26 protein-coding genes are annotated in these 22,571 nt (G+C 53.9%); 11 read left to right on the plus strand and 15 right to left on the minus strand.

Annotated features, from left to right (window positions below; all coding sequences use genetic code 11):
• The first annotated feature begins 7 nt into the window (after positions 1-7).
• Positions 8-439: an HIT family protein gene (locus VIN76_RS06375; protein WP_332041062.1), complete on the plus strand. Its 432-nt coding sequence runs from the start codon at positions 8-10 to the stop codon at positions 437-439.
• Here VIN76_RS06375 and VIN76_RS06380 read toward each other — a convergent pair.
• A complete protein-coding gene (locus VIN76_RS06380) occupies positions 436-1,182 on the minus strand; it encodes a phosphocholine cytidylyltransferase family protein (protein ID WP_332040996.1) in 747 nt (248 codons plus the stop codon). The two genes, VIN76_RS06375 and VIN76_RS06380, sit on opposite strands and share 4 nt — an antisense overlap.
• Positions 1,183-1,303: 121 nt before the next feature.
• On the opposite strand from VIN76_RS06380, the gene VIN76_RS06385 reads away from it, so the two are divergent.
• Positions 1,304-2,635, plus strand: coding sequence for a lipopolysaccharide biosynthesis protein (locus tag VIN76_RS06385; RefSeq protein ID WP_332040997.1), 1,332 nt, complete (start codon positions 1,304-1,306; stop codon positions 2,633-2,635).
• Here VIN76_RS06385 and VIN76_RS06390 read toward each other — a convergent pair.
• From VIN76_RS06390 to VIN76_RS06415, 6 genes are all read right to left on the minus strand, one after another.
• Positions 2,632-3,456 carry an NTP transferase domain-containing protein gene (locus VIN76_RS06390; protein ID WP_332040998.1) on the minus strand — a complete coding sequence of 275 codons (825 nt, stop codon included), beginning with the start codon at positions 3,454-3,456 and terminating at the stop codon, positions 2,632-2,634. The genes VIN76_RS06385 and VIN76_RS06390 overlap by 4 nt on opposite strands.
• On the minus strand, positions 3,453-4,352 hold the full coding sequence (locus tag VIN76_RS06395) for an alpha/beta hydrolase (RefSeq protein WP_332040999.1): 900 nt from the start codon (positions 4,350-4,352) through the stop codon (positions 3,453-3,455). The genes VIN76_RS06390 and VIN76_RS06395 overlap by 4 nt, the downstream gene beginning before the upstream one ends.
• Positions 4,353-4,500: 148 nt before the next feature.
• A complete protein-coding gene (gene rpsI, locus VIN76_RS06400; RefSeq protein WP_332041000.1) occupies positions 4,501-5,043 on the minus strand; it encodes a 30S ribosomal protein S9 in 543 nt (180 codons plus the stop codon).
• Positions 5,043-5,522 carry a 50S ribosomal protein L13 gene (gene rplM, locus VIN76_RS06405; RefSeq protein ID WP_332041001.1) on the minus strand — a complete coding sequence of 160 codons (480 nt, stop codon included), beginning with the start codon at positions 5,520-5,522 and terminating at the stop codon, positions 5,043-5,045. Before rplM ends, rpsI begins: the two co-directional genes overlap by 1 nt.
• A 159-nt stretch (positions 5,523-5,681) precedes the next feature.
• Positions 5,682-6,008 carry a divalent-cation tolerance protein CutA gene (gene cutA / locus VIN76_RS06410; protein WP_332041002.1) on the minus strand — a complete coding sequence of 109 codons (327 nt, stop codon included), beginning with the start codon at positions 6,006-6,008 and terminating at the stop codon, positions 5,682-5,684.
• Positions 6,005-7,075 (minus strand): COX15/CtaA family protein, encoded by a 1,071-nt coding sequence (locus tag VIN76_RS06415; RefSeq protein ID WP_332041003.1) that lies wholly within the window; start codon positions 7,073-7,075, stop codon positions 6,005-6,007. The genes cutA and VIN76_RS06415 overlap by 4 nt, the downstream gene beginning before the upstream one ends.
• 140 nt (positions 7,076-7,215) lie before the next feature.
• On the opposite strand from VIN76_RS06415, the gene VIN76_RS06420 reads away from it, so the two are divergent.
• A complete protein-coding gene (locus VIN76_RS06420) occupies positions 7,216-7,623 on the plus strand; it encodes a MerC domain-containing protein (RefSeq protein ID WP_332041004.1) in 408 nt (135 codons plus the stop codon).
• A 61-nt stretch (positions 7,624-7,684) separates the two neighbouring features.
• On the opposite strand, the gene fdxA is transcribed toward VIN76_RS06420, so the two are convergent.
• From fdxA to VIN76_RS06435, 3 genes are all read right to left on the minus strand, one after another.
• Positions 7,685-8,023, minus strand: coding sequence for a ferredoxin FdxA (gene fdxA, locus VIN76_RS06425; protein ID WP_332041005.1), 339 nt, complete (start codon positions 8,021-8,023; stop codon positions 7,685-7,687).
• A 169-nt stretch (positions 8,024-8,192) separates the two neighbouring features.
• Complete coding sequence (locus VIN76_RS06430) at positions 8,193-8,495, minus strand: RNA-binding S4 domain-containing protein (protein ID WP_332041006.1); 303 nt, start codon at positions 8,493-8,495, stop codon at positions 8,193-8,195.
• A 21-nt stretch (positions 8,496-8,516) separates the two neighbouring features.
• Complete coding sequence (locus tag VIN76_RS06435) at positions 8,517-11,327, minus strand: helicase-related protein (protein WP_332041007.1); 2,811 nt, start codon at positions 11,325-11,327, stop codon at positions 8,517-8,519.
• Positions 11,328-11,509: 182 nt separating this feature from the next.
• Between VIN76_RS06435 and VIN76_RS06440 the strand changes: the two genes are divergently transcribed.
• The 4 genes from VIN76_RS06440 to VIN76_RS06455 all read left to right on the plus strand — a co-directional run bounded on the left by VIN76_RS06440 (position 11,510) and on the right by VIN76_RS06455 (position 15,345).
• On the plus strand, positions 11,510-13,141 hold the full coding sequence (locus tag VIN76_RS06440; protein WP_332041008.1) for a M23 family metallopeptidase: 1,632 nt from the start codon (positions 11,510-11,512) through the stop codon (positions 13,139-13,141).
• Positions 13,142-13,205: 64 nt separating this feature from the next.
• Positions 13,206-14,219: a porphobilinogen synthase gene (hemB, locus tag VIN76_RS06445; RefSeq protein ID WP_332041009.1), complete on the plus strand. Its 1,014-nt coding sequence runs from the start codon at positions 13,206-13,208 to the stop codon at positions 14,217-14,219.
• The gene (locus VIN76_RS06450; RefSeq protein ID WP_332041010.1) at positions 14,216-14,776 is read left to right on the plus strand and encodes a GNAT family N-acetyltransferase; all 561 of its coding nucleotides are present in this window, start codon (positions 14,216-14,218) and stop codon (positions 14,774-14,776) included. Before hemB ends, VIN76_RS06450 begins: the two co-directional genes overlap by 4 nt.
• Before the next feature lie 11 nt (positions 14,777-14,787).
• The gene (locus VIN76_RS06455; RefSeq protein WP_332041011.1) at positions 14,788-15,345 is read left to right on the plus strand and encodes a gamma carbonic anhydrase family protein; all 558 of its coding nucleotides are present in this window, start codon (positions 14,788-14,790) and stop codon (positions 15,343-15,345) included.
• A 19-nt stretch (positions 15,346-15,364) separates the two neighbouring features.
• On the opposite strand, the gene VIN76_RS06460 is transcribed toward VIN76_RS06455, so the two are convergent.
• Complete coding sequence (locus VIN76_RS06460; protein WP_332041012.1) at positions 15,365-15,883, minus strand: hypothetical protein; 519 nt, start codon at positions 15,881-15,883, stop codon at positions 15,365-15,367.
• Between the two features lie 3 nt (positions 15,884-15,886).
• Between VIN76_RS06460 and VIN76_RS06465 the strand changes: the two genes are divergently transcribed.
• From VIN76_RS06465 to VIN76_RS06480, 4 genes are all read left to right on the plus strand, one after another.
• Positions 15,887-16,039 (plus strand): hypothetical protein, encoded by a 153-nt coding sequence (locus VIN76_RS06465; RefSeq protein ID WP_332041013.1) that lies wholly within the window; start codon positions 15,887-15,889, stop codon positions 16,037-16,039.
• Between the two features lie 128 nt (positions 16,040-16,167).
• Positions 16,168-16,719 carry a 50S ribosomal protein L21 gene (rplU, locus tag VIN76_RS06470; protein ID WP_332041014.1) on the plus strand — a complete coding sequence of 184 codons (552 nt, stop codon included), beginning with the start codon at positions 16,168-16,170 and terminating at the stop codon, positions 16,717-16,719.
• A 3-nt stretch (positions 16,720-16,722) separates the two neighbouring features.
• The gene (rpmA, locus tag VIN76_RS06475) at positions 16,723-16,992 is read left to right on the plus strand and encodes a 50S ribosomal protein L27 (protein ID WP_332041015.1); all 270 of its coding nucleotides are present in this window, start codon (positions 16,723-16,725) and stop codon (positions 16,990-16,992) included.
• Between the two features lie 241 nt (positions 16,993-17,233).
• Positions 17,234-17,803 (plus strand): GNAT family N-acetyltransferase, encoded by a 570-nt coding sequence (locus tag VIN76_RS06480; protein WP_332041016.1) that lies wholly within the window; start codon positions 17,234-17,236, stop codon positions 17,801-17,803.
• Here the strand turns inward: VIN76_RS06480 and VIN76_RS06485 are convergent.
• From VIN76_RS06485 to lnt, 4 genes are all read right to left on the minus strand, one after another.
• Positions 17,800-18,762 carry a metal-dependent hydrolase gene (locus VIN76_RS06485; protein ID WP_332041017.1) on the minus strand — a complete coding sequence of 321 codons (963 nt, stop codon included), beginning with the start codon at positions 18,760-18,762 and terminating at the stop codon, positions 17,800-17,802. The two genes, VIN76_RS06480 and VIN76_RS06485, sit on opposite strands and share 4 nt — an antisense overlap.
• A 185-nt stretch (positions 18,763-18,947) precedes the next feature.
• The gene (gene trmB / locus VIN76_RS06490; RefSeq protein ID WP_332041018.1) at positions 18,948-19,643 is read right to left on the minus strand and encodes a tRNA (guanine(46)-N(7))-methyltransferase TrmB; all 696 of its coding nucleotides are present in this window, start codon (positions 19,641-19,643) and stop codon (positions 18,948-18,950) included.
• Between the two features lie 28 nt (positions 19,644-19,671).
• Complete coding sequence (gene metK, locus VIN76_RS06495; RefSeq protein WP_332041019.1) at positions 19,672-20,883, minus strand: methionine adenosyltransferase; 1,212 nt, start codon at positions 20,881-20,883, stop codon at positions 19,672-19,674.
• A gap of 67 nt (positions 20,884-20,950) precedes the next feature.
• Positions 20,951-22,558, minus strand: a complete 1,608-nt coding sequence (gene lnt, locus VIN76_RS06500) for an apolipoprotein N-acyltransferase (protein WP_332041020.1) — start codon at positions 22,556-22,558, stop codon at positions 20,951-20,953.
• Between the last annotated feature and the right edge of the window lie 13 nt (positions 22,559-22,571).

Genomic DNA, 22,571 nt, shown 5'->3' on the forward strand with positions numbered 1-22,571 from the left:
AGTGATGATCAACGATACCATCACCAAATTCGGTTATCCGGCAACTTTAATACACGACTATGATCATTGGATGGTTTTGCTGCGGCCGGCCCAAGTGACTTTGGGCTCCCTTATCGTCGCCGCGAAATCCGATGCACAGGATTTCGGTGCATTATCCGCTGATCATTTTTCCGAGCTTAAAGTGGTGACAGGGGATGTCTCAGCCGCACTGGCAAGCTTGGTATCGTATCAGAAACTTAACTGGCTGATGCTGATGATGGTTGATCCCCATGTCCATTTTCACCTCATTCCCCGCTATGAAGGAACACGCGAATGGGAGGGACAGGCTTTTGAAGATAAATCATGGCCCGGCCCACCGGTATTGAGCGACGCCATCAAGCTCTCAGATAACCAGATTTCCGGCATGGCGACTTGGTTGAAATCAGGCTTTCCAGATTAAAGGGCTTTATCCAGCCACTGATCTGTAAGGGCTGTCGCGGTTTCCACATCATTCAAGAAATCAACCTCAGCCCAGTCATATCCCTGTATAGAGATGGTGCCAACCTTGCCACTTGGCGCAAGCTCATCGATAATCTTGAGATACCAGTTTTCAACACCAGCAGGTGTTCGCATAAATTCACGCACCTTTTCGCGGAATAACGCCCCGCCTTCCCGTCGAAATGCCAGAAAACCGATAGATTCGGCGTTACTCTTCTCGGCAGCCAGCGTTTTGCCGATGGATATTAACCGGTCGCCATCAAGCGACACTTTCATATCGTCGCTATCATATTGATCTTTGATATCTACCGTGACTGTTATCGGCCAGGAATCGCTATTTTGTACAGTTTCGATAATCTCGGGCGAAATCAGTGTATCTCCGTTCAAGATCATAAAATCACCGTCCATTTCGTCGCGCACAATCCAGCAACTGCCCAGATTATCGGCAACCTTGTAGAATGGATTGAAATGGACGGTAATATTCGTCCCGGACGGTTTCAATTGTTCCAGCTCAGCCTCGACCATATCAGTCATAAAACCGGTCACTACATGAAAGTCGGTCACCCCTCTGGCGGCAAGAATCTCGATCTGCCAGGCGATCAGGCTTTTTCCCGAAAAATCGATCAAACATTTGGGCCGCTCTGCAGTCAGCGGCAAAAGGCGGGATCCTTGGCCCGCGCTCAATATTATTACTTTATCGATCATGTTGGCAATTGGCCTTTATCGGGATAGGGACATTTGTGGGAAGACACTTAGAACGATGTGCGAAAAAGCTCAATCCTGTTACCACCGGTTGCAGGGGCATTATAGGATGCAAGATTAAATCATGGCCGAGGACGCAGCGACCGCACCGGACAAAACCAAAGATAAGAAAACCGGGATAAGGCGTATCCTTACCAATACCGGCTGGTTGCTTGGCGGCAAGGGCTTTGGGGGAGTGCTAAGTCTTTTCTATCTGGCGATTTTGACCAGATCCCTTGGCGTTACCGTCTTTGGTCAGTTTGCGCTTATCACCGGCGCGGCTCAGGCGATTGTCCTGATCGTTTCTTTCCAGACATGGCAAGTCGTTGTGCGCTATGGCGCAGGTTATCTTGAGGGCGCTGTAAACCGGCAGAAATTTGGCCGGCTGGTTGGCCTGTGCACATTGCTCGATATGGCCGGGGCTGCGGTGGGATGCATTATTGCCTTTTTTGGCATACGCTGGTTAGCACCGCTTTTTGGCTGGGGCCCGGAATTGGCGCAAAGCGCGCTATTCTTTGCTCTCGCCGTGCTGCTTTCCATCAAATCAACGCCCACCGGCATATTGCGGGTTGAAAACCGTTTCGACCTGACCGTCTATGCGGAATCGATTGTTCCGATGGTCCGCCTGATCGGAACCGTCATTGTATGGCTGACGGACCCAAGCCTGGTAAACTTTCTGATCGTCTGGGCTTTGTCGGAAGTCTGTACCGCTATCGGTTACTGGATGTTCGCAATGTGGCATAGCCGTGACATCATGTCGCCCCGGAACCTGTTTCGCGCCAGGTTTGCGCTGCGCGAGAATAAAGGGATTGGCGAATTTTTGATGATAACCAATCTGGGATCAACCTTAGCCGGGCTATCCCAGAATATGGCGCTGCTTATCGTCGGTTATTTTGTCGGCCCCGCAGCAGCCGGCCTGTTTCGTCTTGCCAGCCAGCTCAGCGTCGCCATGACCAAAATATCGGTGCTCTTGTCGCGCGCGATTTTTGCCGAGGTTAACCTGGTCCGCTCACAGCAAGGCATAGGGGCCATGAAAAAACTGTTCCGCCAAACCAGCCGGATGTTGTTCATCACCGGCGGGGCAGTCATCCTTCTCGTGCTCATACTTGGCAAACCGGCGATATATTTCATGTCAGGGTCAGAGTTTTTACCCGCATATCCCTTGCTCGTCCTGCTGGCGACAGCCGCATCTATCGACCTTGCCGGCGCGATATATGAACCCACTTTATTATCGGGTAGCGGCGCGCGAACAGCGTTAAAGCTACAGGCCATCCTAGCCGCGCTATTCATAATATTGATGTTTACAGGGCTGGAGCTATACGGCGCGACGGGCGCAGCGGGCGCGATGGTGGTCACCGCTATCATCCGATTGTTAATATTTGGAAGGGCAGCGCGGCGCAGTCTGAAGCACGGTTAAGACCGGCTCTCGATAATCTGTTCAACCATCACAAGGTCGCTTTCCTTATCAACATCAATACAGGCTTCTGCCTGAGCCATTGATACGATCTTTATTTTGAGCCCCAGTTTTTTTCCCACCCTTGATGCAAGCTGGTCGATGGTAAGCATTCTGGTGACGGCAAGGAACAACAGCCACGGACCAAAAATCGTCAATATTTTCCAGCCTTTTTTCCGATCCTGCTCCACCGCAGCCCAATATTGCAATATCTGCCGCGCTTTGGGGGAGCCGAAATAAAACAGGTTCGCGCCGCTATATTGTCCCCCGCGCAGCTTTAACCAGGTTCGCTGTGATGCCGGATAGCGCTTTAGCAATGTCTTTTTTTCGACAACCGCAATGGCAATATCCGCCGATCCGGCAATACTCAGAAAATCGCCAATCATCTGCTCACTGAGCAACACATTATCCGCCGTGGTAATCAGCACGGGGAAGCGCATGTCCTCGCGTTCCAATACGCTATCCAGCGATGACGCAATAGTGGCGGAACTTGTTTTCGCTATCACACGATCATCGGATTTGAGCGCCTGTGTATCCGGGTTGTCCCAGAAGGGCTCGAAATCCTGCGCCAGCAAGTAAAGATTACTGATTTTTTTGTGTGCCAGCAAAGCCTCTGCGACATGGGCGAGCATTGCCTTACCCGCCACGGGTATCAAGGCTTTGACAGCGATGCCCCGGCTTTCGGCCATGGGATCGCCAGCCGGACGGCTGCCCGCCATGATGAGCGCGCTCGTTGATCCCATTTCCCGGCAATCATCCGGTTTATCTATTTGGCGCGTCATCATTTGCAGCTTTCAAAAAAGGCGATCATGTCGTCCAGCACCGGACCTTTACGGCGAAATGGTTTGGCAACCGCCATCATGATTTCAAGATGATCCATGTCGGCATATTCATTATATTTTGCACTGCCCCCGGCTTCGAGAATTTTGTCGCGCAATACACGGCTGTTTCGCGGCTTCACTTGTGTATCTTCAAGGCCGGTCGCAAGCCAGAGTGGCGGAGCATCAGCGCGGACGAAATTAACCGGCTGAGTCATTTCAGGAAGATCGTAAGAGCCAAAGCTATTCTTTGTCCTGTCACTATCGAAGGGATAAAAATCATAAGGTCCGGCCAGCGCCGCTACGCCCTTGATAAGATCAGGCGATTTGCCCAGACGCTCCAGCCACTGCCGGTCAAGTGCCAGCATCACTACATTATAAGCACCAGCGGAATGTCCCGACAGAAATATCCTGTCCGGATCGCCGCCCAAAGATGCAATATTATCATGAACCCATGCGACGGCTTTTGCACTATCTTGCAGAAAGCCGGGAAACTGGACGTCTGGATAAAGCCGGTAATCCACCAGTACTGTCATATATCCGCGATGGGCGAACGCACGGCCAGCAAATCCATAATCATTCTTTGACCCGGAGTTCCACCCGCCGCCATGGATGAAGATAACCACCGGGAGCGGCCTGTTTGATGCTTGATGGTCTGGCGTTTTCTTTGGCGCCCAGATATTCAGCGCCAGATTTAACTCTTCATCATAGACCTGATTCCGGATCACAGATTTTGCATTACCGTCACCGGGCAACAGGTTGTTGAGCATATCAAGCTGGCGCGGGCCGGATTGCGAGAAAAACCAATAGGCAAACCCTATCACTGCCAATCCCGCGGCGCCCAATATGATAAACCATTTCATCCACAACGCCTTAACCAGCGGATCAGATGCTGGCAATGGCACGTCAGAGTAGCGCCATCTTTGATGAAAAAAGCTATGACCTGTGGCAGGGCTGTCAAAAAAAAGGCGGCCCGAAGACCGCCTTTTCGTAATTTCGATAAGGACTGGTTTAGCGTTTCGAGAACTGGAAGCTCTTACGCGCTTTTGCCCGACCGTATTTCTTACGTTCAACCTTACGGCTATCACGGGTAAGGAAGCCTGCTGCTTTGACCGTGCTGCGAAGCGCAGGTTCAAATTTTGTCAGGGCCTGTGAAATGCCGTGCTTTACAGCGCCAGCCTGACCAGACAGTCCGCCACCTTTAACCGTAACGTCCACATCATACTGGCCTTCACGATCGGTGATCGCAAAAACCTGGTTTATGACGAGGCGCAGCGTAGGACGTGCAAAATAGACTTCCTGAGCGCGGCCATTGACGGTGATTATGCCTTTGCCGGGCTTTACCCAGACGCGGGCAACCGCATCTTTACGGCGACCGGTTGCATAGGCACGGCCATATTGATCGAGCTCCTGTTCACGTAGTGGCATGGTGGAAACCGGCGCTTCGGTTTCACTTGCGCCAGCCGTCGCAGCAGGGGTGTTGACCACCGCGTCTCCAGCAATTTCCTTAAGATCAGCGAGATCGGTTACGCCTTCTTTATTATCGGTCGCCATTATACGCTCACCTTGTTTTTGCGGTTCATGGAAGCCACGTCGAGCGGCTGCGGGTTTTGGCCGGCATAAGGATGCTCGGTGCCATTGAAGAGGTGCAGGGCGCGCATCTGCGCAAAGCCAAGCGGGCCTTTTGGAATCATGCGTTCAACCGCTTTTTCCAGGACGCGCTCCGGAAACTGGCCTTCAAGCACTTTTTCCGCCGAACGTTCTTTCAAGCCGCCGGGGTGGCCGGTGTGCTTGTAATACATTTTCTGCTTGGTCTTGTTGCCGGTGAACTTCACTTTGCCAGCGTTGATAACGATGACATGGTCGCCGCAATCAACATGCGGGGTATAGCTTGCTTTATGCTTGCCGCGCAGGATGTTCGCAATGATCGAGGCAACGCGGCCAACGACCAGGTTTTCGGCATCAATAATATGCCATTTCTTTTCGACGTCTGCCGGTTTAATCGACTGCGTCTGTTTGGTGATAGCCTTCATGGGCTTAACTCCTTTTGGAGCTCTCCGCTAAGGAGAGGGAACGAATCAATGTGATAAAGGCCGGACTGATACCCGGCCAAGTGAGGCGCTATTGGCTATGTTTTCGCTTCAAGTCAAGCAAAAGTGCGGCTTTGCTGACGGGTATAATAATACCCTCCATCAATTATCCGCGACCTGACCGGATAGCCACCTGCCATAATCAGGATCGCATTTATCGGCGCTCCAGCTCAATATCGCCGGCACATCATAGCTGTGCAATGCTTTCAAGCGCGCCATCGCCGCATCCGTCCGCGATGCCATGGTTTTCAATAGCACCGGATATTCCTGCTCTTCGCAGGTTTCGCCTTTCCAGACATATTGCGAGCTTGCCGGTGCCAGATGATTGGCGCAGGCGACCAGCTTTTCTTTGATCAATATTCCTGCGACCTGCTTCGCCTCTGCTCCCGACCCGAACAATGTATAGATCAGGACGGGCTGGTCCATCATGACCTGATGGAAGTGCGGCTTTTGCGTCCAAGGTCATGCACACCCCACGCTGTCGCTGCGACAAGCAGGGCACCAACCGCCTGGTGAAGCACCGCCATATAGATGTTCATTCCGGTCATTACCGTCGCGATGCCAAGCAATATCTGGACCCCAAACGCACTATGGATAGCGACAGATGCCATCCGTGACTGGCGGCGAATTTTACGAGCCAGCACGACTAGAAAACCGACTACAACCCACGCCCACCAACGGTGGATGAAATGCACCAGAAACGGGTCGTTATTGATCGCCGACCAAAGGCCAAAGCTATAGTCAATTCCCTCCGGCAGAAGCTGGCCATTCATCAGCGGCCACGTGTTGGACACATAACCTGCATTCAACCCGGCGACATAGGCCCCAAATAAAAGCTGCAAGAACAGCACCACCGAGACAACAAGACCAAAGCCCGTCATCCGCGCGGGTCTTGGAAAGCCGCTGGACGTGTTCCTGAGGTCAAGCGCGGTCCAGACAAGACACGCCAGAATGAATAGTGCCAGCAACAAATGGATCGCCAGACGGAAATGGCTGACATCCGTTTGCTGCGCGAGGCCGGAGGTGACCATCCACCATCCGATCAACCCTTGCAAACCACCCAGAGCAAGCAGCCCCGTCAAGCGCCAGCCATAGCCTTTCGGGATGGCCCGTTTCACCGCGAAGTAAACAAACGGTATCGCAAAGGCGATGCCAATCACGCGGCCCAACAGCCTGTGGATCCATTCCCAGAAATAGATGAATTTGAAATCCGCCAGCGTCATTCCTGCGGGGCCGGTAATTTCTATATATTCGGGAATCTGTTTGTATTTATTAAACTCGGCCAGCCAGTCCGCTTCACTCAGCGGCGGGATAGCTCCCATGATAGGTTTCCACTCGGTAATCGACAGGCCTGATTCGGTCAGCCGCGTAATGCCGCCGACTATCACCATGATAAATACCAGAAAAGCAACGGAAAGCAGCCAATTAGAGATTGCGACAGGACGTTTCCCGGAGGCTCCGTCAATGGACACTATGGATCTGGCTTTGCTGTTCATGGGCGGCAATGTATGCCAAAATTACAGACTGACAAGCGAAATAGCGGAAAAACATATGCAACCATTAATGATATGTTGTATCTTAACATTAAACAGCCTATGTCAGGTGTCAGCTTATCAGCATAATGGGAAATTCGTTCGTGTTGCCAACCTCTAAACTCTGGAACAAAGGCGCCCTTTTGGGCAAGGATGGTTTATGGGACCGCATAGCGGTGCTCATATCCGGCCTATGCCTGATCCATTGCATATCGACTATAGTTCTGGTCGCTCTGTTATCATCGACAGCGGGAGTGTTGCTGGACCCGATCATCCATGAAATCGGTATTGCCATCGCTATCGCACTAGGCCTGTTTGCGCTGGGTCGCGGAATAAGCGTCCATGGCTATTACATGCCAGCCATAGTCGGCGGAATTGGCCTTGCCATCATGGCAGCCGCGGTCCTTATCGGACATGAAGGCAGCCATGGTTTAACGGAAATATTGCTGACCATGGTTGGCGTCGGAATTCTGGCGCTAGGGCATGATTTAAATTACCGCGCCAGAGGCTAAGATTCCGGAAATTAGGTTAAGAGCAAAGCGAGATTGAGTTTCTAACTCAGCCGCGAAGTCCTTAATCCCCTTCGCCGGGAGCTTCGGAGAAATATTTCTCGAACTTGCCTTCAACGCCTTTAAATTCGTCGGCATCCGCTGGTGGTTCGCGGCTGACGGTAATGTTGGGCCAGGTTTCGGAATATTTTGTGTTCACTTCCAGCCACTTTTCCAGACCGTCTTCGGTATCCGGCAAAATCGCTTCGGCCGGGCATTCCGGTTCACACACACCGCAGTCGATACATTCGCTGGGGTTGATGACGAGCATATTGTCGCCTTCGTAAAAGCAATCCACGGGGCAGACTTCAACGCAGTCCATATATTTGCATTTGATACATGCGTCGGTAACAACATAAGTCATTGGGTCGTCTACTCCATTTTATAGACCGTGAATCATTCTGCTGTTCCTGCACGGTCGTCGCGCCTCTGCTATTGTGCAAAATTAATAACGTCAATAGCTGGTTTAAAGTCCTGTTATATTGACCCAGGTCATTGACGCCCATTCTTGGGACTCAGCTATCCGTTTCAAATCATTCTCCAACGGACAGTCGTTCAAAGCAGCTATGGGCATCGGGAGCGCTACCGCGGTGTTGCGGCAAGACGGTTATCCGGATGACATGCACTTCGCGGCCCTGCGGAATGGTCAGGATGTCACCTTGGCGGACCATCATGTGCGCCCGCCCCACCCGTCGGCCATTCAGGCGCACATGACCCGTATTGGCCAATTTCTTTGCCATCGCCCGATTGCCCGCGAAACGTAAAAACCACAGCAGCTTGTCTATTCTGAGATTCGAAAGATCAGAATCAATTGCAGCGGCGTTTTTCGTCTTCAAAGCGGTGTCCTGTTTTGTGCCCTATTTCTTCATCGTTTCTTTCAAAGCAGCCAGCTCGGCAAATGCGCCGCCGGCCGTGGCCAGAACCGGCTCTGGCTTGCGCGCTTTGGAGTCGGCTTTACCAAATTTCTTGCCGGGCTTTTTGCCGCGAGGCCGCGCGTTATGATCATTCGACTTTGCTGACCGCGCTTTGGCCATACCCTTCCAGCGCCAATAGGTTGCCGGTGTTTCAGCGGAAGGTTCTTCCGTAGGGACCGCTTCCGCCGAGGACGCTTCAACCGGAGCCGTTTCATTTGAAGCGGTCGCTTGAGCAGTTTCAACACCCTCCTGAGCAACGGGGGCTTCAGGCTGCGACGCTTCTGCAGGGGCAGTTTCAGCCGCTTCTGCTGTGTCCGGCGCCTTATCGGTTCCGGAAACCTGTGGCTTCTCGTCCGTCTTCACAAATCCGGCCATTGCAAGCAGCTCTTCATGTATCTCCGCCGATAGGCCAAGGGAGGTTGCGAGCGCCGGATCAATCGTGAAAACCGGTCCTGCCTTCCGTGCTTCATGCGCCTGTTTGACAAGCCGTTCCGCCATATCGACCCGGACATATTCACCGGCAATCCTGCGAAAGCCCAGGCGGCTTGCATGTTCGGGGGCGGCGAATTTCCAATCTTTAAGATGCACCGCATTATCATCGGGAAGCGCGATCATCGGCTGTTCATCCAGCGCCGCGAACAAGGCGTTTCGCCACAATACCGCGCCGGGCTTCATCAACGCATGGTGGAAAATATCAAGCGCACCGAAAACCAGCCCGCCGCGCCGCGCCACGCCGCGCAAGTCATTGTCCAGAGCGCGAACAGCCTGATCGATATGACGGCGCATGATGATTCCGCCCGCGTCAACAATCTGGGCAAACAGCGCGCGCACAGAGGCCGGTGTGGCGGCATCATTGGCAAGCACGTCAATCTTGACCAGCCCTTCCAGATGCTTCGCCTTCATCGCCTCCACCCATTGCTTGATGCGCTCTTCGGCCTTCTTGCAATTTTCCGAAGACATATCTTTCAACGCGCGATCAAACTTGATTTCGGGATGAAGCAGGTTTTTGCCCTTGGTAAGCACGGCAAGTTTTGTTCCTTGCCAATGGATGACCGGCTGACCGGCCTCGTCGGCAGCCAGCGTCAATTCATTATCGGGGGCTTTTGCCAGCGCGTCGGCTTTGTCGGTCATAATTGGTCCCAAATATCTTTCCGCTGCGGCAAGCAGCATCTTGCGGTCTTCCCTCCGGCTATCCGAAGGCACAGAAAATTGAAAGCCTCTCAACATTCCAATTTCCAGTCCGTCCACCAATACCGCACCATCGGCTTCCAGTGCAACATATTGCGGCATGGCATCTTTCATTAATCCGCGCATCAACACACGGGTGCGCTTGTCGACAAATCTTTGAGTGAGTTGATTGTGCATCGCATCACTCAGTCGTTGTTCCAGCACGCGGGTGCGCTTCACCATCACATCGGCTTGCTCCACCCAGCGTGATTTTTGCGCGATATAGCTCCAACTGCGCGCAGCAGATATGCGGGCCGCAAGCGTGGAAATATCCCCCTGGACATTTTCCAGCCGCGCTATTTCCTGAGCCATGCGTGCATGGGGAATGCGGCCGTTGCCCTGTGCCAGAAAGGGCCAGAGCGATGCGACAAAGCGGGCCTGATGATCCGCGCCAACTTTACGAAAATCCGGGATAGAGGCCGCTTCCCAAAGCAGGCCCACTCTGTCCCGTCCGGTTGCGAGGCGGGTAATATCCTGGTCCTGTGCAAGCCGTTTCAGCACCGCCAGATCAACCGCTTCCGGTGCAGCCTGCAAAAGACGGTCGCCGGGCTTTTCCTCCAGCGACTGGATCAAGCTGGTCACGCTAGTCAAATCCGGTTCGGAATTGCGCCAATAAAGCCATTCCAGTCGCGGAAAATCATGCTGCTCCAGCCGCTCGATTTCTTCCGGCTCCAACTCGTCTGAAGAATCGAGCCCCGAAAGCACACCGAAACTGCCGTCCTTTTGATGGCGACCGGCACGTCCGGCAATCTGGCCGATTTCCGCAAGTGTCAAGCGGCGGCGTCTGTGGCCGTCAAATTTCCGCAAAGACGCAAAGGCAACATGGGAAACATCAAGGTTCAGCCCCATGCCAATCGCATCCGTAGCGACAAGATAATCCACCTCTCCATCCTGATACATTTTAACCTGCGCGTTTCGGGTTTGCGGGGACAGCGAGCCCATCACAATCGCCGCCCCGCCATGTTGCCTCCGGAGCATTTCGGCGATGGCGTAAACATCCTCCAGAGAAAAGGCGACAATGGCAGACCGGCGCGGCAAACGTGATAATTTGCGCGAACCGGCATAGCTAAGCGTCGAAAATCGGGGACGAGAGATAATTTCCGCATCGGGAATCAACTGTTGAACCAAGGGCCGCAAGCTGTCGGACCCCAGTATCATCGTTTCATCACGGCCCCGGACATTCAACATGCGGTCGGTAAAAATATGCCCGCGTTCGGGATTTATACCAAGCTGCGCCTCATCAATCGCGACAAAACTGAAATCGCGGTGGACCGGCATTGCTTCGGCTGTGCACAGGAACCAGCGGGCATCTGGCGGGATGATCTTTTCCTCCCCCGTGACCAGCGCCACGCGGCTTGCTCCTTTTAGTGCAACCACGCGATCATAAACTTCCCGCGCCAACAAACGCAGTGGAAAACCGATCATACCGCTGGAATGGGCACACATGCGCTCGACCGCCAAATGGGTCTTTCCGGTATTGGTCGGACCAAGAACAGCGATAACAGGGGACTGGGAAAAGTCGGACATTTGCCCTACCTCACCGTATCTGGCCCAAACAGGCAAGCAGATTCCACCCGCCACCAGCAAGATTATTTGCTTTCCCGCTGAATATCCACGTTTTTACACGCTTTACCGCATAGCTTGCGATCAGATTCGATCTTAATTTGACTTTAACCTTGTTCCTTCACACAGGAAAAAACAACATTGCGATGAAACCCTGTCTTCTGCTTGGAGGAAGCCAGCATCGTGAAGGGGTGCATTTGTTCAAGAGTATCGACATGCTTGCCGATCAGGGAATGGGAACTGCTGCTATGGCAGTGGATGCCCCTGTGCAAGAACCGGCACCAGCATCCGTTCTCCCCGAAAAACTAGCTCACAAAATTGACGACTGGCGCGACAGATTGGCCCAGACCGACTGGGTACCCGATCTTGGCCGCGATATTGGCAGCCTTACATGGTTTCGCGGCCTTGCGACCCTGACCTTGCTTTGCGGCTTCGCTCTATCCTGTTTGCCCGATTTCGGTCCGATCAACGGCCATGCAAAAGCGGCACTGACCGGCCTTCACGCCGACCGCGCGCGCTCGCAAATGATCGCGCCGCTGGCCTTTGGGGCGGATACAGGCATCAGCATGGCTGCAACAGATGCGGTTCGTCCGCTGTCCGAAAGCCCGGAACGCCCCTTCATCGAACTGGTGGCAACTCTGGGCCGGGGGGACAGCCTGCACCGGGTTTTGCAACGTGCGGGCGTGGCCGATGGACAGGCACGTGAAGTAACCGATATGGTCGCTGGCGAGGTCAGTCTGGACGAGATCAAGCCGGGCACCAAAATTGATGTGACCCTGGGCCGCCGTTTTACAAAAAACCAGCCCCGTCCGCTGGACCATCTGGCGTTTCGGGCGCGGTTTGACTTGAACTTGGAAGTGCTTCGCAGCGCGGATCAACTGAAGCTCAACCGCAAGCCGATCCTGGTTGATAACACGCCGCTCAGGATCAAGGGTGAAGTCGGGTCCAGCCTGTATCGCTCCGCGCGTGCTGCGGGCGCTCCGGCAGAAGCCGTGCAAAAATATCTACAGGTCATCGGCAAGACAATGTCGGTTTCCCGCGATATCCGTTCGACAGACAAATATGATATCATCGTAGAATATCGCCGTGCCGAAACCGGGGAGGTGGAAGTTGGCGACTTGCTTTTTGCCGGCATAGAGCGCGATGGCAAAATGAAGGCGCAGATGCTCAAATGGACCAGCGGCGGTCGCAGCAACTGGTTTGAAGCGTCCGGCGTCGGACAGTCCCGCGGCGAGCTGGTCCGCCCCACCGCTGGCCGTCAGACTTCCAACTATGGCATGCGCCGTCACCCGATATTACGCTACAGCCGCATGCATAGCGGTATGGATTTTGGCGGCGGCTATGGCGCCCCGATTTACGCGGTGACAGATGGCGTCGTCACCTATGCGGGCCGCAAGGGCGGTTACGGCAAATATGTGAAGTTAAAGCATAGCGGCAAGCTGGGTTCCGGCTATGCACATATGAGCCGCATCGCAGTGAGCAACGGAAGCCGCGTTCGCAAGGGGCAGATTATCGGCTATATCGGTTCGACCGGATTATCGACCGGGCCGCACCTCCACTACGAACTCTATCGCAATGGCCGGAAGATCAATCCCAGTTCGGTAAAATTCGTCGAACGCTCCGAACTGGCCGGTAAAGAGCTGGCAAGGTTCAAGGAAGAATTACGGCGACTGCAAAATGTGACGCCCGGAGCAGCACTCAGCGCGATAAAAAGCGCATCGAGCGATCAGGAACAGCAAAGAGAGATCAGCCGGATCGGCAAGCAATCGATTAGTTGAAGTTAAATAAAACACTTTATAATAATAAATTGCTCTACACCGCCGCCGCTCTATATTGCCCCCCATGACCACAAATAACGCATTCCCACGCACCCGCCTGCGCCGCACGCGCGCATCTTCTTGGACACGAGCGATGGTGAGGGAAAATGTCCTGACGCCTGCGGATTTGATCTGGCCGCTGTTCATTTCGGAGGGGAGCGGGGTAGAAGATCCGGTGGCCGCCCTGCCCGGCGTATCGCGCTGGTCCGTGGACCTGATTGTTGAACGTGCAAAGGAAGCCCGCGACCTTGGCATCCCGTGCATCGCATTATTTCCCAATACTCCGGCGGACAAACGCAGCGATGATGGCGCGGAGGCGCTGAATATAGACAATCTGATGTGCCGGGCGACCAAAGCGATCAAAGATGCTCTGGGCGATGATATCGGCGTGCTGACCGATGTGGCGCTGGACCCCTATACCACCCACGGACAGGACGGTCTGCTTGATGCCAAGGGTTATGTCGAGAATGACAGGACGCTTGATATGCTGGTCAAACAGGCGCTGAACCAGGCCAATGCGGGGGCGGACATCATTGCCCCTTCCGATATGATGGATGGCCGGGTCGGCGCGATCCGCGACACTTTGGAACTTGCCAATCATCACAATGTCCAGATCATGGCCTATTCCGCAAAATATGCCAGCGCCTTTTACGGGCCGTTCCGCGATGCAGTGGGTTCCAGCGGGTCGTTGAAAGGGGACAAGAAAAGTTACCAGATGGACTTCTACAACAGCGATGAAGCGATGCGCGAAATTGCCATGGATATTGCCGAGGGCGCGGACAGCGTCATGGTCAAGCCCGGCCTTGCCTATCTCGACATCATCTACCGCGCGAAAAGAGAATTTAACGTGCCCGTTTTCGCCTATCAGGTATCCGGCGAATATGCGTTGGTAGAGGCCGGCTGCGCCGCAGGGGTCGGTGATCGTGATGCGTTGATGATGGAAAAGCTGATCGCCTTTAAACGGGCGGGTTGCGCCGGTATCCTGACCTATTATGCCGCCGACGCAGCACGGTTATTGCGTGATGGGGCGTTTGCATGAGTGACATAGTTCTGGAAACGGAGCGGCTTTACCTGCGCAACTGGCGTGAGAGCGATATCGAACCGTTTATGGAGCATCTCAACACGCCCAAAGTCATGCGCTGGCTGGGCGGTCTGCAAACGCGGGAGAAGTTTCTGGCCGCGGTTGAGCGAATCAAGGGCTATCACCGCGATTTCGGCCACACTTTCTGGATTGTCGAGCGCAAATCCGATGGCGCGTTATTGGGCTTTTGCGGTTTGAAGCGGGTAAATGCCCCGCAACCCAAATTAACCGGCGCGTTTGAAATTGGCTGGCGGCTGCGCGAAGATGTCTGGGGCCAGGGCTATGCAAAGGAAGCGGCAACGGCGGCATTGGATGCCGCTTTTACCCGTCACAAAGCCCCCTTTGTGGTGGCGCTGACGGTTGCGGGCAACGAATCGTCATGGGGGCTGATGAAACGGCTTGGCATGACCCACCGGCCGGAACTGGACTTTCACGATCCAAATTATGATAATGACCTGAATCCGACCATTGTTTACCGTATCGAAGCCCAAGACTGGCTAACTGCCAAAGATTGAAAGCCCGACCCATGACTGAACCGCTCATCCTTCCGTTTAATGGCAAAACGCCAAAGATTCACGAATCGGCCTTTATCGCCCCCGGTTGCAAGATTATCGGTGATGTGGAAATCGGGCCGGAGGCCAGCATCTGGTATAATTGCGTGGTCCGCGCAGACGTGAATTTCATCAAGATCGGCGCGCGCAGCAATATTCAGGACGGCACGACCATCCACTGTGACAGCGCATCACCGGCTACGCCGAACGGACATCCGACGATCATTGGCGAAGACGTATTGGTCGGCCATATGGTCATGCTACACGGCGCAACTCTGGAAGATCGCGCCTTTGTCGGCCTTAGCACCACCGTCATGGACGGCTGTGTCATCGAAGGCGACGCGATGTTGGCGGCGGGCGCTATTTTGACCCCGAACAAGCGCATCCCGGCGGGCCAGCTTTGGGCAGGATCACCCGCCAAATATATGCGCGACCTGACGGAGCCTGCCATCGCAGGGATGCGGCTGGGCGTCGCCCATTATGTGGAGAATGCCAAAGCCCACAAAGCAGCGATAGAAGCGGCCCGAAAATAAACGGTACAATAAAATGTAGTTAGCGGAGGCGGGATCGCAGTGATTCGATTTCCCGCTGCTGGGAAGCAACCTGGCTTTCAATCTTGTCCCTTGATTCTGCGACCAACGCCGCGCCGCCGGGCTGAGCCCCTTCCACCTCGTCGCTGAGCCGCTGCCTGTAAAGCAAATCCATATCTGCCAGCGCCGATACGGAAGGACTGCGATCCATTTCTAGTGACGAGAGTTCCATCTGGGCCACCACCCATGATTCGCTTGAGGGTGCAGCGCCCTGCGCCGCCAAAACCCGCTGCCGGGCACTGGGCAGACTGCCTAGAAAAGCCTGATGCGCCATATTGCTTTGCCGGATAGCCGCCGAGACTGCATTACCCAGGTCAGCGGGCAAAGCCGTTATTTCAGGTGCAGGCGTGGGGACCATTTCCTCTATGGCCGGATCATCCTCATATGGCCGCTTGGCCAGCGAAGGAAAATCACCGGACTGCATAGCGCAAGCGGATAAAGAGAGGCCCAGAACCGGCACCAGAAGCACAGATAATTTCATAAAATGTCTTTAGGCTGCGGGGATTGCCGCCGCAATGGCCTTTACGCGCTCTTGCCCCGCGACAGCGGCTTCCTTACATCCTTGCCACAGCTCTACACCCCGCTGATACTGGACATGGAACTGGGCATGTTGGTGGGCCTGCATCAAATTAGCTAAAAATCGGCCAATACCGGTTGACACAGGGAAGCCCATCTAGTAGCCGCTCACTCTTTCCAGCGTGAGCGTAGAGACTCGCGTTTCCTTGCCTATGCGCTGGAACCACAAGATTGAAACGGAAAAATGCCATGTTCGCTATAGTGCGCACCGGCGGTAAACAATATCGTGTTGCCGCAGGAGATATAATCGCAGTCGAAAAACTAGCTGGTGAAGCCGGTGATTCGGTAACCTTGGATGATGTTTTGCTGGCCGGTGACGGCGGTGAGGTGAAAGATCTTAAAGGTTTGACCGTGGCTGCTGAAATTCTTGCACAGGAAAAAGGCGAGAAGGTCATTATCTTCAAGAAGCGGCGCCGGCACAATTATCGCCGCAAGAACGGCCATCGTCAGCAGCACACCGTGTTGAAAATCAACGCAATCGGTGATGTGAAGGCAGAAAAGAAAGCCGCTCCTAAGAAGGAAGCTGCCAAGCCTGCTGAAGACAAGCCAGCAGATACCAAGCCGGCTGCCGAGAAAAAGGCTGCTCCGGCAAAAGAAGCTGCGGCAACGAAAAAAACTGCTGCTGACAAGCCAGCGCCAAAAAAGGCAGCTGCTGACAAGGAAGCAAAACCGGCCGCAGCGAAAAAAGCTCCAGCCAAAAAGCCAGCCGCCAAAAAACCGGCTGCGAAGAAAGAGGACTAAACCATGGCACATAAGAAAGCAGGCGGTTCATCACGTAACGGTCGTGATTCAGAAGGCCGCCGTTTAGGCGTCAAAAAATTTGGCAGCGAAGCTGTAGTGGCTGGCAATATCATTATCCGCCAACGCGGAACCAAGACCCATCCGGGTCGCAATGTCGGTATGGGCAAAGACCACACCCTTTTTGCGCTCGTCGATGGCAAAGTGGAATTCCACAAAGGCAAGCTCGGCCGCAAATATGTGTCCGTTGATGCCATGGCGGAAGCCGCTGAATAACCGGATAACCATGAACGGGTTATCCTTTGAGGGATGACCCGGCTGGTTCGAAAGAATCACCGATTTCAGGGAGAGGGTCACCCCCTCTCCCTTTTTTTATGCCTCGCAAATATCTCTCTCCCTGTCGAAAATGTCACTGCTTTGTCACAGGCCTATTCTAAAGAGCGGCCAGAGGAACAAAAAGGCAAAGCAGGGGCGCTTTAAATTCAGGCTTCGGCCGAAAAGAAAACGGAGAGTCCCAATGTTTGCAAGAACGCCGAGATTATTATTAAGACCGGGCTGGCCCGAAGATACGGACGCACTTTATCACGCGATTAATGACGAAGCGATCGTCCGCAATCTCGCCAGCGTGCCATGGCCTTATAGCCGGCAGGATGCCGAAGAGTTTCTGTCACAATCAGGGGACATCAAAACGCCGCGCTGGCTGATTTACCGGCGGACGGTTGGCACGCCTTGCCTCATCGGTACCTGCGGGCTTGATTGGACTCCGGACGATAGTGTCGAGCTCGGCTATTGGATTGGCCGCGATCATTGGGGCCTCGGCTATGCTACGGAAGCTGGTCGTGCTGTGCTGGAAACGGCAAAGGCACTGGGTCACCGCGAAATTATCGCCAGCCATTTCATCGATAACCCTGCTTCCGGAAATGTATTGACCAAATTGGGTTTCCGTCGGACCGGCAGAACCTCCTACAGGTTCAGCAAAGCCCGCGGCGCATCTGTTCCTGCGGTTGAGCACCAGCTTTTCCTGGAAAAGGATGTGGACCAAGGATCCAAAACGGAAAGTGACGACATGCGAGCCTTAGCGGCTTAAGCAACTTTCCTCAGACGATTTCCTCTGCGTCGATCACCCACGGGCGCGACAATTTCCGGTGCTTGCGGCTTGTCCATAATCGCGGCCTCATATTCGCTTTCCGCCAGTTGGATCAGGTGCCGGTCATCCTTGTTCCAGGGGTGGAAGCCGGGGAGCAAAAACTGCATCCAGGGCCATAGAGTGTTGCGGAACGGGGCTGGACGGACCAACGCATAGTGCAGGAAACCAAACCATGCGCGTGGTCCGGTAATACCATCCTGACGGAGCAGGTCAAAAACCCCCTTGCTGCGATTTTTGGCGAAACCCAGCGAGATACGAACCATGAACAGGGATTTGACAAGCCATCGTTTTGCCCGGCTCCAGTCTCTGGTGGCATAGAGCCATGTGTCATACGCAACGCCCTTATGCTCAACCTCTTCCGAGGCATGCCAAAGCCACATTTTGCGCTGCTCTGCATCGGCATCTTTGAAATGGTTTGGATTGGCAATCAGTTCGGCTGCCAGAATCGCGGTCAGATGCTCAAGGCAAGTCGTGGCCACAAGCTGTTTGATAAGCGGCATGGTACCGATATGGTCCAGCACCGTATCCAGAGTTTTTTCCAGTCTTGAAAGGTCGAAACCCGACTCTGTGAGCTGTTTGTTGAAAAACAGATGCTCCCTGCTATGGACCGCCTCTTGCTGCACAAAGCCGGAAATCTCGCGCCGTAATTTCTCTGGAACCTCGTCACGATATTGTTTGAGGACCCGCATGAAAAACGTCTCCCCTTTCGGAAAGGTCAGCGACAATGCGTTGAAAAAGGCGGTCGCATAAGGATCACCGCCAACCCACTGGCGGCGCTCTATTGCCGCGCTGGAAAAGTGCCGGTTGCGTGACTGGATATTCAAATCTGCGGGCGTGGCGCTGCCTGTTACGGCCTGCTCTTCGCTGTTGGCGTTATGATAGGTTGATTTGTCGCCCATTTTTATGTGGCCTCCCTGAAAAGTCCAATAGCTGCGCGACCAGTTTATTGATGGAATGACTTATAAATCGACAGGGTTAACAAAATCTTCCCGGCAATGAATATATGCCGGTTTGACTGTGAACTTTCAGGCAAATATAATGGAAAGACAGTAAAGTTAGAGACTAGGATTGTTGTTTTAAACCGTCACTTGCGCTGATAGCGGAAATACCAGACCTCATGCCCCTGCCGCCGGGCCTTGGCTTCATAACGGGTTTCGGGCCACCCGCCCGGCCGGATCAGCCAGCTTTGCGGACCATTGCTAAGCCAGTTAAATTCGCTGCGCTGGTTCATGATCATCATCGCCCATTCCAGATAGACCGGATGATCGGTGCCAAAGCGGAACTCCCCGCCGGGCTTCAGCTTGGCCGCGATCATGTCAACGGGGCCATGGTTCATGAACCGCCGTTTGGCATGGCGCGCCTTTGGCCAGGGATCGGGGTGCAGCAAATAGACAAAACTCAAACTGCCATCGGGTATGCGCTCCAGCACATCCAGCGCATTGCCCATGTGAAGTCGGATATTGGGCAGGATACCGCTGCGAATATGCTGCAAGGCCCCGACCACGCCGTTAAGATAAGGCTCGCAGCCAATAAATCCGTGGTCCGGCAACATATCGGCCCGCGCCGCCATATGTTCGCCTGCGCCAAAGCCAATTTCAAAATGCAGCGGGCGGTCATCACCAAATAACCGTTTCGAGGTGACCGGCCCCTCTGTCGGTACGCTGATTTGCGGCAGGAGTTTTTCCACCAGTTCGACTTGACCTTCACGCAGTGCATGGCCTTGTCTGCGGCCATAAAGCTGCCGCACGGTGGTTGGGTCGTGATTCTCTCTGCTGGTCATCCGGGGCGGTTAGCACCCATTAACCGATTCAAAAAGCGGCTTTTAGCGCATCCACCAAATCGGTCTTTTCCCAAGTGAAAAAATCACCCTCGGCCTTGCGGCCAAAATGTCCATAAGCGGCTGTCGGGCTGTAAATCGGCTTGTTCAGTCCCAGATGGGTGCGGATACCCTTGGGCGTCAGACGCACCAGTTCCGGCAACAGCTTTTCCAGCTTTTCCTCGCTCACTGTGCCAGTGCCATGCAAATCGACATTGATCGACAGAGGTTCAGCGACACCAATTGCATAGGACAGCTGGATAGCGCAGCGCTTGGCAAGGCCCGCCGCAACAATATTTTTTGCCAGATAGCGGGCAATATACGCCGCCGACCGGTCTACTTTTGTTGGATCCTTGCCGGAAAAGGCACCGCCTCCATGGGGGCTGGCGCCGCCATAGGTATCGACGATGATCTTACGCCCGGTCAGTCCTGCGTCTCCATCTGGTCCACCAATTTCAAATCGGCCCGTTGGATTGACATGAATAACCGTCTTGTCCGTGATGAAGCCTTCCGGCAGAACCGAGTGAAACACACCCATGACATAATCATGCAGCTCTTGGTAAAGCGCGGGATTGTCACTGTCTTTATAATAGCCCGGTGCATGCTGCGTCGACACCACCAACGCAACCGCCTCTACGGGAACTTCGTTTACATAGCGCAAGGTAACCTGGCTCTTGCTATCCGGTCCCAGAAACGGAGCTTTGCCGCTATGACGGTCATCGGCCATCCGTTTCAGGATCTGGTGCGAATATTCCAATGTAGCAGGCGTTAACTCAGGCGTTTCATCACTGGCATATCCAAACATGATCCCCTGATCGCCAGCGCCCTCATCCTTGTTGCCGCTTTCGTCCACGCCCTGAGCGATATGGGCAGATTGTGGATGAAGGTAATTTTCAAAGACAAGTGTTTCCCAATGAAATCCGTCCTGCTCGTAACCGATTTTCTTCACGGTATCGCGAACTGTTTTTTCAATTTCAGCAAGCGCCCCTTCGGCCCAATTGCCATCTGTATCAATCATACCCTTGCCGCGTACTTCGCCGGCCAGAATGACACGATCAGTCGTCGTCAAAGTCTCGCAAGCCACACGCGCTTCAGGATCTTTGGATAAGAACAGATCAACAATCGCATCGGAAATCTGGTCCGCGACTTTGTCCGGATGGCCTTCGGATACTGATTCGGAAGTGAAGATATATTCTGAACGCATTATTTTCTCACTATTTGTCCGCTAGGGGTGGTGAACAACAATATAAAGAAATGTTTATATCCGATGCTTAACGCGTACGGAGCCGAATGGCAATGGCACAGAATATCAGTAATAACGCAAAGCCCAGCGGCAGGACATTTCCATACCGGGCAAATAATGTCGGAGTTTCCGGTGGTGGCATCTTGGTGTCGATCCGCCCGGCATGCCCCATCGGTATAGAATCCACAATTTTGCCCTTGCTGGTAATCACTGCCGATATGCCGGTTGGCGTAGAGCGGATTATAGGCAAACCTTCTTCAACTGCGCGCAGGCGGGCCTGAGCCAGATGTTGTGGCGGACCCCATGATCCGAACCAGGCGTCATTGGACGGGTTAAAGATAAAGTCGGGCCGGTCCTCACGATTCACAACTTGTCCGGAGAAGATGATTTCATAGCAAACCTGTAACCCCGCTTTGCCAAGGCTCCCCAGATCAAGTGATTGCGGCCCCGGGCCCGGCCAGAAATCAAAATCGCCCGGAGCCAGACGAGACAGGCCAAGAGCGGAAAGGAGCGGGCGCATGGGAAGATATTCACCATAAGGAACGAGATGGCTCTTGTCATAGCGCCCCAATATTTCCCTGTCCGAATCCATAGCGAATACACTGTTCCGCGCTCCGATAGCCCGCCTTTCATCCGGCGCACGGGTTTCTTCGAACTCCAACTTTAATGCGCCCAGTACCAACACATCACCGGGCCGCATCAGGCTGGCGAGCTGTCCGCGCACCATCTGCGGAGGGCGGCCGTAATAATAGCGCTCAGGGTAACCAGTCTCAAGATAATCGGGAATCGCCGCTTCGGGCCAAAACAAAATACGAGGTTCACCGCCCTCTGTGCGTCCGGTGTCTATCGGCACGGTCAATTTGGCAAGTTTCGTAAGGTTCAGGTCTTCATATCCAGCCTGCCATTTATCCTGCTGACCGATATTAGGCTGGACGACGGTTATATTCGGTTGATCGCCAGATTTGGAGACTTCATCCCCGCTACCCACAAGACCCAGCAAAACAGCACTTATGCCCACCATTATAAAAAGAGCGACGCTGCGGCCAGCAATCCGCCATTGTGAGTTCAATAATCCGCTTATCGCGGTGCCAATGAAGCCCGCGATACCGATCACCATAGCGGAGAATCCATAGGTTCCGATTGATCGGGTGCTAAGGGCCAAAGGAGTATCAATCAGGATCACGCCTAGAGGATTCCATATAAAACCGCTAAAGACCCAGCTTCGAAGCCATTCTGTGACGATCCAGAAGCCCGCAAAGGATAGCACGAAAGCTATCGGACGACCCTTGGCTAATAACCATGAGCCAATGGCCGCCAAGGCCGGATAGATGGCTAGGATCAGGGATAATAAAATGACCGCCACATAGCCCAGCCACTCCGGCATTGCCGCCTGAAAGGTAAAGGCCTTTGCAATCCAGTTCAAACCGACCATGAAATGTCCCAGGCCGAACAACCACCCCGCAAGGAACACAGCTTTGCGACTGCCAAGACTGCCCACAATCGCCATCCATAATGCCAGCGTAAGCAAGCTGATCGGCCATAGGTGGAGCGGTGCAAAACCTGTCGCCGATACCACGCCTGCTATCAGCGAAAGCCAGAACGGATATTTTTTGAACAATGTATCTAGAATTTTCACCCGCCGCTTCTGC

The organism is Parasphingorhabdus sp., assembly GCF_036568145.1.
Classification (GTDB): domain Bacteria; phylum Pseudomonadota; class Alphaproteobacteria; order Sphingomonadales; family Sphingomonadaceae; genus Parasphingorhabdus.